This window comes from Chloroflexus islandicus (genome assembly GCF_001650695.1).
In the GTDB taxonomy this organism is placed as follows: Bacteria; Chloroflexota; Chloroflexia; order Chloroflexales; family Chloroflexaceae; genus Chloroflexus; species Chloroflexus islandicus.
On record NZ_LWQS01000030.1, the window covers coordinates 23,003 to 36,254 of the forward strand.

At 59.2% G+C, this 13,252-nt stretch carries 8 protein-coding genes; 1 reads left to right on the forward strand and 7 read right to left on the reverse strand.

All coding sequences use genetic code 11. The annotated features are described in order from the left end of the window. Positions 1-16 precede the first annotated feature (16 nt). The 4 genes from A6A03_RS01070 to gmhB are packed head-to-tail and all read right to left on the reverse strand — an operon-like array spanning position 17 to position 6,133. Positions 17-1,969, reverse strand: a complete 1,953-nt coding sequence (locus A6A03_RS01070; protein WP_066782730.1) for a hypothetical protein — start codon at positions 1,967-1,969, stop codon at positions 17-19. 6 nt (positions 1,970-1,975) lie between these two features. After that, complete coding sequence (locus A6A03_RS01075; protein ID WP_066782731.1) at positions 1,976-3,937, reverse strand: tyrosine-protein kinase domain-containing protein; 1,962 nt, start codon at positions 3,935-3,937, stop codon at positions 1,976-1,978. 15 nt (positions 3,938-3,952) lie between these two features. Continuing rightward, positions 3,953-5,521 carry an RND family efflux transporter gene (locus tag A6A03_RS01080; RefSeq protein ID WP_066782734.1) on the reverse strand — a complete coding sequence of 523 codons (1,569 nt, stop codon included), beginning with the start codon at positions 5,519-5,521 and terminating at the stop codon, positions 3,953-3,955. 9 nt (positions 5,522-5,530) lie between these two features. Continuing rightward, the gene (gmhB, locus tag A6A03_RS01085; protein ID WP_066782736.1) at positions 5,531-6,133 is read right to left on the reverse strand and encodes a D-glycero-beta-D-manno-heptose 1,7-bisphosphate 7-phosphatase; all 603 of its coding nucleotides are present in this window, start codon (positions 6,131-6,133) and stop codon (positions 5,531-5,533) included. Between the two features lie 828 nt (positions 6,134-6,961). Here gmhB and A6A03_RS01090 point away from each other — a divergent pair. Continuing rightward, entirely contained in the window at positions 6,962-9,286 is a 2,325-nt protein-coding gene (locus A6A03_RS01090; RefSeq protein ID WP_066782738.1) for a DUF7402 domain-containing protein, read from the forward strand. A 101-nt stretch (positions 9,287-9,387) separates the two neighbouring features. On the opposite strand, the gene A6A03_RS01095 is transcribed toward A6A03_RS01090, so the two are convergent. Genes A6A03_RS01095 through A6A03_RS01105 form a run of 3 tightly spaced genes read right to left on the reverse strand, consistent with a single transcriptional unit; the run spans position 9,388 to position 13,177 of the window. Further along, entirely contained in the window at positions 9,388-10,725 is a 1,338-nt protein-coding gene (locus A6A03_RS01095) for a glycosyltransferase family 87 protein (RefSeq protein ID WP_066782740.1), read from the reverse strand. 53 nt (positions 10,726-10,778) lie between these two features. Beyond that, positions 10,779-12,377, reverse strand: coding sequence for a hypothetical protein (locus A6A03_RS01100; protein WP_066782742.1), 1,599 nt, complete (start codon positions 12,375-12,377; stop codon positions 10,779-10,781). Further along, positions 12,374-13,177: a dolichyl-phosphate beta-glucosyltransferase gene (locus A6A03_RS01105; protein WP_066782744.1), complete on the reverse strand. Its 804-nt coding sequence runs from the start codon at positions 13,175-13,177 to the stop codon at positions 12,374-12,376. Before A6A03_RS01105 ends, A6A03_RS01100 begins: the two co-directional genes overlap by 4 nt. Between the last annotated feature and the right edge of the window lie 75 nt (positions 13,178-13,252).

Consider the following 13,252-nt stretch of genomic DNA (forward strand, 5'->3'; position numbering starts at 1 on the left):
TTTACTGATGAACTTATCACGAGGCGTAGTCTGCGATCAACTGCTGTTGTCCGCTGGTTAGCCTGATCACCCGATATGACCTGCCGGCAATGTCACGCCGTTGCGTGGCTGGTTCGCCATCCGCGAGCATAATTGTGCGCAACCGCGTGTTGCGGTGTTCCTCTGGGAGCAAGACCGTGAGCGGCAAGGGTGCTGATGGGATGGTGATCGTGCCTCGTAGTCGTTGCCCGTTCCATTCGATATGGTTGAGATCGCTGGAGTTACGCGCTTCAATGAAGCGCAGCCACCGTTCGGCGGCGATGATGGGTACGTTGGCGCTGGTGGCGTAGCTCAGCGTTGTGTCAAGCCAGCGCGCCACTTCGCCGGCAATCGGATCGCCGAGCAAGAACGGATCGACATGGCATTGGAGCCCTAATGCTGCCGGGTAGCGATCGATGCTGGCTGCAATTTGGCTAATCGTCTGATTGGCGGCAGTTGCGCCGTCAAGCCCCACCTCGTACCCGGTTTGAAACACCGGCATCAGGTGTTCATCGACCAGATGGGTGGCTTGCTGATACACATCGATGATCGTGCCGTCTTCGGCAACAAATCGCAGCGGTAAGCCGCTACCATTCAAATACCCCATCGTCCACGTGCCGTCGGGTTTGCGCACTGCCGGGCCGCTATGGTAGTGATCGAGATTCATGCGAATGCCGTACCGCGCTTGCACCACGGCATTGTCTACCCAGCCGTGCCACAAAATGCGGTGGGTGCGCACGGTTGGCGGCAGCGGCCCGTAGCCAAGCTTGAGAAATTCGCTCCAATACCGGTAATAGCCTTCTTCTAGCCCATCTTCGACATACGGGTGCATGCCGAATTCGTGGCCGCGGGCGCGCCAAGCGGCGACATGATGCGGTCCCGGCAGCGGATCATCGCCGCCAATTGCCGAGCCGATCAGCGGTGTTCGGCTGAGCGTCCAGCGCAACTTGCGCGCTAATCGTCCACTGGCGTTTGCTGGCGGCGGGGTATAGTAGATCGAAGCGGTACCGTCGTGCCGTTCGACGATCGCTAACAACTGTTCGATATGGCTCACCCGGCTGCCGTGGGCATCGCCGGTGGCGATGATCGCACTGGGTGCATTGTCGGGCAGATACCAGAGCCGGGGGAGCGGCAGCGGGCTGATCTCGTCAATGACCCGGCTCAGCAAGCGTTGATGCTCATCGGCTTGCGGGATGGCGATGCGTTCGAGGTTGATCCATCCCGCAAAGAGGTCGCTGGCGCGCAGCCCCTCCATCAGGTCGCGTTCCTGATTGGCCCATGCCGGGTTGCCTTGCCGGATGAGGGCAATGGTCTGCGCCAGATCGAACGTCCAGAGTGCGGCTGTTCCCTGCCCGAACCGATGGATGGTTACGAGCGGATCGCCATTGCTCGCCGTCGCAAGCGCTTCCGCTCCGTGTAGTTCAACCCGGTCATACAAGGTATGGATCTGGAGCGGCCCGGCGATGCCGGTTGCCGGCGCCGGATAGCACGTATCATCAATCTGGCTGGCGCCGAGATACCTGACACCCAACATCTCGGCTAACGCCGGATCGGGGCGAATCGCGACTAAGCCGCCGCCGGCGCTGACAAATTGGCGCAGCCATCCTTGGCTGTCCAGACTGAGAGGTGCCGACCCCACCACAATCACGGCGGCGGTGATGGGGTGATCTAGTTGGCGCAGGCTGATCTGGCGTAAACCCAAAAACCCTTCGGCGCGCAGGATCTCGCCGAGGTACGCCGTGAAATCAGGGTGCGGCGCCGGATCGGCGACCAACGCCAAGGGCGCAAACCCGTTGGCAGGCGCTAGTGAAACAGGTGGTGACGGCAATGTGGTTGGCGCTGGCAGTGGCCATTGTTCGGCGCCATAGGCTACGATGCCTCCGAGACCTGCAGCGGCGAGGGTGCTGGTCAGAAACGCTCGTCGGGTGACAGGTCGCTGCAAGTAGTGCATAGTGCGTTACATGCGCCGGCGGCGACCGGCGATTGGGCGTCGCCGGGCCGGCGGTGGTGTTGCGGCTGGCGGGTTGGCGGCGCGCTTCCCTTCTTGTTGTGGCGCTGCCGGCCACACTGTCTCGCCTAAGGCACGTTCCTTCAGCCCATTGCTGTGCTGTTCGCTGCTAGACGGGGCCACCACGACTGCTTGATGTTCATGCACCGGCGGGGTCACAATCACGCGCGACGGTTCCGCGGATGGGGTCACAATCACGCGCCCAGCGACCGGTTCGACGCGAACAAAGCTGTTATTATCCGCTATCGAATCGGGTGTTGGCGCATTGGCAGGCTGCTCTTCCGATGATGCCGTTTCTGGTTGCCCCTTGCCGGGATTAAGCAGCCGCAACGGCATATCGCTCAACAACTGGCGGAGGTTAGGCAAGGGCAAGCGCGGTCGCTCGGTTTGCCCAGCCAACGTATGTTCATCGGTTAACATCACTGCGCCAAGCACACTATCGTTGCGTTTCAGCGTCAGCCGCTTAAGACTTTGTTGGATGTCGCGGCTGCTGTCTTCAGCAGGTTTGAGCGCAAGCACCACGCCATCAACCATCGGCGCCAGCAACGCAGCTTCAACGCCGCTAAGTGTTGATGGGCCATCGAAAATTAAGATGTCCGCAGCGCGTTGCAGTCCCTCGACCAACGCCGGCCATGGTTGCGATGGCGGCAAGGGGCGGCCATCTTCGCCGGTATTGCGGGCCAAGAGCAACACATTCTTCATCGGCGTGACTCGCAAACTCGACCACACTTGCGCTTCGCCATTGATCATAATCGGTTGCAGTACCGATTCGGGATCGCCGAACAGTTCGCTCAAGGCAGCCTGCTCGGTTTCAGCATCAACCAGCAATACCCGATAGCCCGATAGCGTATAGCAATGTGCCAAATCAATGACCAACGCGCTCCGTTCATGCGAAGGGCGCGGCCCGCTGACCATTAAAATGCGGGCATTGCGCGGCAAGCCGGCCAGCACAATCTGGGTGTGCGCCTCTTTCACGGCGCCGGCGCGCATGCGCGCTTCATCTTCGCTCAAACCAATCAACGGCCGCTTGCCGGGCACTGCGCCAAGAAAATTGAGGCCAAACCGGCTGCGCAAGTCGTTATGATTGCGCCAGCGGGTGTCAATGGCTTCGAGCACAAATGATGCCATCAGTCCTAACAGTAACCCGGCCAATCCAGCTACGGCAACTGTCAGGTTGCGCTTGTTCGGCAAGGGTGCTCCCGGCACTTTTGCAGCTTCAAAGACCGAGAGACTGTTGACCATGCTGGTATTTTGCAGCCGTAACAACTGGGTATACGCATTTTGCGCCGTATCGCGGGCCAGTTCCAATTCTTGCAGCCGGTTGCGCGCCTCGCGGAGATCGGTGGCGCTGGTGGCCTGTGCGAGCAGTTCGCGGGTCTGGTCGATCTGGCGATCAAGCGCCGTGATCTCGCGTTGCGCGCGATCAATCTGCTCATTCAGCAAGCTTCGCTGCGCTGCGACATTCTCAGGTGAATTCGGGCCGAATTGGATCAATTCGGTGGCGATCGCATTGGCGATGGCTGCCGCGCGCTGCGGATTCGTGTCGGTAATGGTAATCTCCAGCAAACTGGCTTGCCGGTTGACACTCGTTGCCAGCATGTAATCTCTGATCACTGGCCACGGGAAGGGCAAGCCAAGCTTTTCAACCACGGGGGCTAAAATGATCTCGCGCTTGGCCATTTCGCCATAGAAACTGGCTACGGTATTAGTCAGACCGATCATCTGCGGATCGGGTGCGGCAGTCGAGAGCGTATCACCGACGCGCAGGGTTGCCCGGCTGAGGTAGTAATCAGGCTGGCGCATGGAAAAGATCAGCGCAGCGCTGGCGGCGAAGAGAGCGGCGAGGAGAGCAACCCACCACCAGCGCAGCATGATGCGAATGTATGACCAGATGTCGCTCCACGTGAGCATGAACGTCGCTCCTTCTTAACTGGATGCCGGCAAGATAACCAGATCGCCCGCTTCCAGCCCGCTCACAATCTCTGCTTTGCCATCAACAATCAGCCCAAGTTGCACGTCAACCCGTTGTGAGCCGTTCTCGGTTGGCACCAAGACATGCGGGCCGCCATCGCGCCGGATGGCTTCGATCGGCAGCCAGCGCACCCCTTCACGTTGGCCGAAATCGATCGTTACCAGCGCCGGATCGCCAACTACGAGGGCAAGATCGCCGGCGTTGTACGTAATATGCAGTTCTGGCGTTTGCAGCGGGTTGTTCATCGCCGTTGTTTTGCGCACCACGCCGGTAAAGGTGCGGCCGGGGTAGCGCACAAACGTGATGCTCACTGTCGCGCCATTGGCGATTCGTTCAATATCTTCGGCGCTCAATCCGCTAACGGTAATCTGCAACCCAGAGTTATCCATGAGCCGTAACACCGGAACTTCGGCCTGCACCGGAAAGCCCACCAAGGCATCAACTGCCGTGATTGATCCGTCGAAGGGGGCATAGATCCGGCGCGCCTCGATCTGGCGTTCGATCTCTTTGATAGCCAGTTCCGAAGCAGCTAGGCTCTTGACCAGCAGCGGGTCGGGGTTGAGCCGCTGGCGCGCGGCATCGAGTTGGATCTGCGCCTGTTGCACAGCGCGTTGCGCGGCAGTCACTTCAAACTGATCGGGCCCGTTAATCAAGCGATCAAGTCGGGCGCGCGCTAATTCAACATCGGCTTCGGCGGCTTGCACGGCGGCGATTTCGTTGCCGCGGGCGGTGTCGTATTCAATCTGGGCGAGCGCAACCGCGCTTTCTGCGGCCCGCACTGCAGCGGCCAATTGATCGACCAGCGCGCGCACCTCTGGCGTATCTTCAACTTCGAGCCGGGCGCGGGCCTGCTGATAAGCGTCTTGCGCTCGTTGCAATTCGGCTTGCCGGTCGAGCAGCGCCCGCTCGGCGCGCGTCTTCACTGCCGAAGCGTCATTGCGGGTGCGGGCCAGCGCCGCTTCGGCCCGTTGCAGGGCGGCGCGCGCTTCGGCGATTGCAGTCGCCGAAGGCGGGGTGGTCAGTGCGTTTAGCCGGTCACGGGCCGAGGCCAGCGCCACTTCGGCGGCACGCACATCGATTTGCGCCCGTGCGGTTGCCTGATCGATCGCGCGTCGATCTTGTTCGGCATTGATCCGCGCTTGGCGGAGTTGATCTTCTAACGTGCCGAGATCGATCTCAGCCAGCAATTGGCCAGTGGTCACTTGCGCGCCGACTTCAACGTACAGATTGCGTAAAATGCCGCTCTGCCGGAAAGCGAGATCACGTTCAAGCACCGGTGTGACCTGCCCGCTTAGTTCGCGCCGGTCATTGAAGGTGCCGATCGCCACGGCGACCGTGCGGAGCTGTGGCGGCGCCGGAGTGGCAGTTGGCGCTGCCACGACCGTGGTGGCAGTGGCAGCCGGCGGCGTCCACGGCTCCGGCGTCGGTGCTCCAACCAGTGAGCCAATGCTACAGCCGCTCAGGCCAATCACGAGGCCCATCGCCAATGCGCTGCGAATGGCAATCTGTACGTAACGCTCCATAGCTCCCTCTTATTGTGGCAAGACAAATGCGCCGGGCAGCGGCAAGGTTGCAAACGGAGCACTCACCGCCTCTTCGGCCAACATCCAGCGCACCGCGCCTAACAGATCGGGGGCGATGAATGATGGCTGGTAGCGCCGCAATTCCGGCTTCTGCAATTCGCTAGCGCCCCGCCCTGTCTTCACAAGGATGGTCTGGCATCCCATGCGCTGCCCTGCTGCAATATCGCTGAGCGCATCGCCGACAAGGTACGCCTCGCGGCAATTGATCCGGTGCCGGGCAGCGAGATCCTCCAGCATCCCCGGTTGGGGTTTCCGGCAATGGCATTGCTCTTCGGGCCGGTGCGGGCAGTAGCGAATGTCGTCAATCTGCGCGCCGTGGTAGCTGGCGATGTCGCGCAAGCGGGCGTGAATCTGTTCGAGGGTTTCAATCGACATCAATCCGCGCCCAACCGCTGCTTGATTGGTGACGACAAAGATGCGAAAACCGGCATTGGTCAGTAGGCGGAGCGCAGTCAGAGCGCCCGGCAGAAATTGGAATTCCGACCAATCTTTGACGTGGTCTGGCCGGTTGTGATTAATGACGCCATCGCGGTCGAGAAAGACAGCGCGCATGAGCCCCCCCTAGCGCTGCAACTAGATTATAGCACGTAGTAGGTCGCAGGCTACGATGACAATGCTACAGTACACCTTGTGGCTGACGATCAGTTAACAGTGAAGCGAAGATATTGTGACAATGCGTTCATCTCGGCGTAAGGCGTTTCGCAACCGCTGACTGGTTTGGGCGCTTTTCTCGCGCGCCTTTTTTTTTCTTCATTGCTTGCTGTTCGCGTGTCGGCTGCTGGGATACCGGCAGTGCCCGTATTTGATGGTTGAGTATCTCTGTGTAATGTGTGGTTTGGGAAGGTTTTTGTTTATAAAAATCAACTTTTTCTTGAGATAAGGGCCATTTATTTGTGATCGTAATGTTGATTATTGGATATCATCGTTGTTTTTATGCGTTTATCCAGATTCGATACTGATACATGGCTATTGATTTCATTCATTGAATGTATTTTGTGTAAATCCTTTCTTAGCCTGCCTGAAGGGTAAAAAGTACTATGGTACTAGTGCTTTGTGTCGGTGTATCAATTACTATATACATATCTTGCTTCGTCGTTCCTATCGTGTGACTACTCCTCATCAGCATGGTGAGCAATGAGTATTGTTATCAGATGTTGCATGCTCTCAACGCCTGCACCGCTGCCGGCTACTGCTTTGTACCAGCACTGGCCTGCATGTGGCAATTTAGCCAAAGCCTCATTGTACCAAGTCTTATGCTCGCCTGATCTGGGGCAAAGCTCAAGATGACGCCGGTAAGAAAGCCTCCCGTCATCCGCGCAACGGCTCGTGTCGCGGTGATAGCTAGCGCCCCCTTCATCTGCCCCGCCTAAGGAGGTTGCAATGTTACGTTGGCAGTTCTGGCAGCGCGCATTTCGGGTGCTTGCGCTTGCGCTGATCATTGTTACGCTCCCGTTATGTGCGCGCGATGCGCACAGTGTCGCAAGCTCTTCCTACGCGGTCTATCTGCCGCTCGTAGCCAAGCAGACGATGCCGCCGATCGTGTTTGTCTCGCGGCAGATCATGCCTCAAGGCAGTATCTACTGGGATGTGCCCAAGGGCTTGGCGGGTGTCGGCCCGTATAGCCGGTTTGCAGTGGCGGCGCCGGGCAAGTTGATGGTGCTGGAACCCGATGGTCGCGTGCGGGTGTTGATTGACGGCGCCAATCCCGCTTCCACTGCACCCTACAACTTGATCGATGTCAATGCACCGGACGTTTCGTATGACGGAACTACGATTGTATTCGCTGGTCTCCCGCAGGGAAGGTATGAGTCAGGCGCGCTGACGAATCCGGGGGCTTGGCGCATCTACACGATTAAAGCTGATGGCAGTGGTCTGCGCCAAGTGACAACCTCGAACCAACGGCTTGATCTCACCCAATTCGGCCCGGCAGCCGGCGGTCTTGCCGCGTATGATGATACTGATCCGGTGTGGTTGCCCGATGGCCGGATTGTCTTCTCCTCGACCCGCTGGCCTGCTTATGCCCATTACAGTGGCGTTCGCGCCTCGAATCTGTTCGTGGTCAATCCCGATGGCAGCAATTTGCGCCGGATTACGTCAGAGCGCAATGGGGCCGATCGCCCGCTGGTCGACCCAATTACCGGTAAAATCGTCTATGCGCGCTGGTGGCGTAATCACCGCTTCCCGGTCAATGATATGTCCACCATTCCCGATCCCAATGGCGGCTATATTCAGCGCGACGGCTTGACGGCGAACCGGAATAATCCGGTTGGCGGCGAGACCATGTTTCGCAATGCTTGGCAGGCGGCCACCATCAATCCAGACGGGACTGAGTTGGCGATGTGGGCAGGCGTCTTCCGCAGCGAAGATGCGAACCATATCTACGGCGGCGCTTTCACGCCAGAGGGGGATCTGATTGCGAACTATTTTCCGATGTACAACATGACGGAAGCGGCTGGCTTTGGCGGCTTGCGCCGCTACCGTCGCGGCGCCGGCGGTTATACGCCGCTGATGGGGGTCGCTACCTTCACCCTTGACTACGTTAATCCCCGGAATCCAACCTCGTTCGGCATTTTCAAAGGGCAGTATGTGACCGATCCCGATGTGTCGAACAACTGGATGGTGGTGTCGCTGGCGCGTGATATTGGTCAAGACTATGGGCTGTATCAAACCCAAATCGATGGATCGGGCCTGCGCCTGCTTTACGATAACCCCGGTACTGCCGAGGTGCGGGCCCGTTTCCTCGCTCCGCGTCCGTTGCCGCCAATCATTCCCGATCGCATTACTCAAGTGCCGAGCCTCTTGCCGCCTACCGCCGCCGGGCCGTACGACAACGATGGCACGTTTATCTTTGACGCGCTCAATGTGTACGCCAATGGGCCGGTCGATATGGACATCGTGAACGCGCCGCCGGTTGGCTCTGCCCGCACCATCCGCTTCTTCATTGATCATCAGCGGACGAGTCCGGGGTCATTTCCGAATCTCGACTGGCCCATCCTGCTCAGCGAGCTGGCAGTCCAACCGGATGGGTCGGTGCGTAACTCGAATGTGCCCGCAAATGTGCCGCTCTTCGAGCAATTGCGCGGGCCAAACGGGACGGTGCCGCTGACAGGGATGCGTTCCAATCCAGATGGTGCAGCTCATGTGGCCGGAATGAATTTTGGCCGTCCGGGAGAACGGCAGCGTTGCGTTGGTTGCCATGCCGGCCATACCCTGATACCGGTGCCGCCTACCGATGAAGCGGCCCGGTGGAGCAATCTGGCGCCGGGAGCGACGATCAGGGTCTCGTCGGCGCTCGATTCGCGCTACGTGAGCGGGCTTACCGATCGGCGCGTGATGAAAGGCGAAGTGTGGCAGTATTGGCGGAGCGCTGCGAATCAAACTAGCGGGCAGTGGGTGACGTTGACCTTCCCGGTGCCGGTCACGGTGCGGCAGGTGCGTCTCTACAATCCGCGCAGTACGCCCAACACCGATCTCCAAGTGCATCAGGCCACGGTGCGGCTCTTTAGCGATGAAGCGGGTGCCATCGAGGTTGCCCGGCAGACAGTTGGGCCGCTCACGACCTTTGGCGCCGGGGCCGAGTTTGCTGATGTCCGGGTGCGCGTGGTGCGGGTCGAGATCGATCGGGTCAGCGGGCGAGTTGATGGGGTGACGTGCGCGAGTTTGGCCGAGATAGAGGTGATTGCGCGCGGCGAGGCGGGGAATTGACGCTCCGGTTGTTGCGCGGCGTGATGTGGCTGGCGGGTTGTCCTCACCCGGTCACATCACGCCAGTTCTGCTATCGAGCCAACCCAAGCATCGCGGCCAGCTTAGGATTTCAGTGCCGGCCTTACGTTGGCCAGATTAAACCAATGGCGCCAGTACGGCATGGAGGTTGACCGGAAGACGAGCGCGGCGATAAAACCAAACAGGATCACTAGCGCAACCAACCGCACATCGGCAAAAAAGTACTCGCGCAGATAGTCGCCGCTCAAGAACCACCATCCGCGCTTGAATTGCCACTGCCCCAAGCGATTGAGGGTGAGGTTCTCAAATGCGATAAGTGCATAACTGATTGCGAGCACGATCGCAAGCGGCATAGTACGCCGGGCATTCAAGTGTACCAAATAACCGGCTGTCACCGCCACGACCAAAAGCGTCCAAACAAGGTGGTGTTCCCACGTAATGGGTGAGAGCAGGTGCATGCCAAGCACCCATAGCCCAAATAACAGTCCGAACGCGGGATCGTTGGCGCTTCGTTGCGGTAGACTGGACACGCCCAAGACACCGAGAACGACCAGAGTCGCTAGCCAGCGCAATCCTTGCTCAAGGGGGGCGATGTTGAGAGCGCCGGTGAGCCGGTGCAGAAAGGCGGCTGGCGAAGCGTTATCGATCCAATCCACTTGGATCGGAATGCTGTTCATGAGACTGACGTTGATGAACCCGGCGATCGATGGTGGCCCCGCTACGAGGGCAGTCAATACAGTGAGCAGCACTAGTGATGCTCCAAAGCCCCAAATGGCCTTCCATTGGCGCTGAAACACAAACAAGCCGATCAAAAGCATTGGACTGATCTTGATCATCGCGGCAATCCCGATCATCACGCCGGCCAGAAACATTCGCTGCTGGAAGGCGCTGGCGAAGGCAGCGGTGATCAGCAACAGGATGAGAATATTGATCTGCCCAATATCAATCGAAAGATAGAAAGGGTACATATTTCCTGCGAGGATGACTACTATGGGCAGCGACCAGCGTTGAAACATCGGTAAACTCCTGCTTAGCAGCAGCAGTGTTCCGGCGAGGAAGATCTGGTTGATGATGACCCACACCTTGTATGCGAGCGGGTATGGCAAAGTGCTGAGCGGGGCGAGAACGATCGCTAAGAGGGGCGGGTAAAGGTAGTATTGTACTTCAGGATAAGCGACTGACGGGTGATTTGCGGTGAATTGCAGTGCTCTGCTATGGTCGTAGATGTCCTCGCCGGCGCGCAGCATTGCCGCGGCAATGTAGTAGGTCTGAAAATCCCCGCCTTGGCTTAGGCTCCGTCCCATGATCGGCAGGGCAAAGCCATCAACCGCATAGCGGGTAAGCGAGAACACAAGCACAATCGTCACGAGAATCGCGCAGATCCACTCTCCCTGCCCTAACGAACCGTGCTGATCACTCATCGTTCCCCCCTTGAATCCTATGGAATATCCTGTCACCTTTCCTAACGGTGGCTTCACCGGCTAGCGGAGAGGGTCAATTGCTCGAACCGGCGGTTGGCGCAAACAAATGCTGGTTGTTGGGGGAAGCTGTGCAATGCGGTGTGCGCTACGCCGGTGTGGGTGAAAAACCATGCTTGTTGGGCTGGCCCGTAGGAATCCAGATCTTCGATGAAGACCCTCCCGCCGCGCGTTTGCCGCTCACGGATCACATCGGCGATAGCTGCGACGAGGGCGCTGTCGTCGTTGACCCGCGCCGAGAGATCGATCAAACTGACGGTGTCGCATCCGTAGAAATAGTTGAGATATCCGCCAAACGACCAATCTGTCTCGATCAACAGATCACCGGTGCGCAGATGCTGGGCCACGCACGCCGCTGTTTCAAGGTTTGGATTTGGCACGGTCGCGCGCGGCCAAATAGCGGCCTGAAAGTTTCCCCACCCTATCAAGAGCACGCATACACCGGCAAGGATGGTCGTTGGGCGCGGCAGCGCCGGCGAACCCCAAACGACGGCAATGGCGGCGGCGAGAAACAGATTCGGCACCACAAACCACTTAGGCTCGTAGGGATCCCACCAGATGATGAAGGGCACAAAGAGGGCGTAGGTGGCGCCAAGCCACACGAGTTGCCGGTACGGTAGGTGATGCCGGCGCACTGCGAGCCAGATTGACATCCCTGCTCCTCCCAGTAGCGCCAGCAGGCTCAGCAGAGCAGGGATCTTGTCGATCGGCAACGAACCGCTGAGCAGGCGCCGCAATCCGATCCCGCTCCACAGGGGAATGATGCTGGCGATCGCACTGATCCCCGCCGGCACGATGCGATCTGGCGACCATGTGCCCCAGACCGGCAGGCGCGCGCCGCCATAGTTGGCCAACCAGCTCATGATCTCGGTAAGATCGCGATAGCCATAAACGAAAAACGCAACTGACAAGTAGCATAAGCTGAGGATAAGGCCGCATGCGCCGGCGATGGCTGCAACCGCGCTGAGCCGGTCGCGGAACGGTTGCTGGCGGTGGTTTACCAACGGGCTGATGGCGATCATTGGCACGAGGAACACGCATGCTTGCCACGTGAGAATGGCGAGCGCACAGCAGAGACCGGTGAGCAGACTGGTGGCAATGCGGGGCGGATACAAGCTGCTGGCGAAAGCGCCTGCGCTAAACGCTGCTGCCAATGGAATGTAGTAGATGTCGGTGCTAAAACTCCACTGCGCCCAAGAGAGGGCGAGCAATGCGATCCCTAACAGAGCGCCGCTTGGCGTCGCCGATAACCGCCGCAAGGCAAGGCTGGCAAGGCCAATGGTCGTCGCGCCCGCTAGGGCGGTGATGAACTTGAGGATCGGATCAACCGGCCCGGCATAACCCAGCGTTTGCGCCGTTGTATAAGCGAATCGCCCGATGATACCGTAGAGCATGTGATTCGGGCGGAAGATATCGTTGCCGCCGCGTGCGATCGCCATCGCTTCGGCGACGCCGTTCAAGTCGTGCTGGATGGAACCGAACGGCAGGTACAGCACGAGACCACTTAGCAACCCACCCCAGAACCAGTGCCATGGCAAGAGTGACATTTGGCGCTTGCCGGTATCCAACAGATGATCTAAAGGTAAGGTGCTCATAGCGTCCGGCCTCTCTCAGTGCTGAGGCTTGAGTCTGCCGGTTGCAGCGGTGAATCCTGATAGGCGCCACGCCAAGCGTTGAACCGGACCCGCAGCACGTCACGCAGGTTGCGCCATGAGTCGCGCACCGGATCAACCTTGGTTTCGGTACCGTAATGCCACAAGACCGGCACTTCAGCGATGCGATACCCGCGCTGGCGTGCCAGAAAGAGGAGTTCGACATCGTAGGCGGTGACGGCGGCTCCCTGTACCATCGGCGCATCATCACCGTATATCCGCACGCGCCGGAAGAGATCGTGAGCTACTGATAGTCGCAACGCTTTAAACCCGCATTGAGTGTCATTGATTCCCGGCAGGGCGATCATCTGCACCAGCAGATTAAAAATGCGTCCCATCAGATGGCGGTGGAATGGCTCATCGTACCGCTGCGCGCCGATCCCTTCCCGCGACCCGATCACCACATCGAATCCGGCGCTGAAATATGGCCATAGTTTTTCCCACTCCTCGATCGGCGTAGCCAAATCGGCGTCGCACAGCAGCACGTACTCGCCGCGGGCAGCGAGTGCGCCGGCGCGCACGGCAAACCCCTTGCCGCGGTGCTCGCAGCGAAGGACGTGGACGCCGGCATAGCTTGCGGCGAGGCCGGCAGTGCCATCGGTGCTACCATCGTCAACGACGAGGATTTCAGCGGGGAAGGATTGCCGGGCGAGGTAGGCGCTGATGGCTGCTAAGGTGGTTGGCAAGCGGCGGATTTCGTTGTAGGCGGGGATAACGACCGATAGAAAAGGGGGTGCGGCCATACACCACTCCTATGGTTGAGCAGACAGAGTGATCTAGTGGCACGGTGGAGGGAGGTTGCGCGAGAGGTTGGTGGT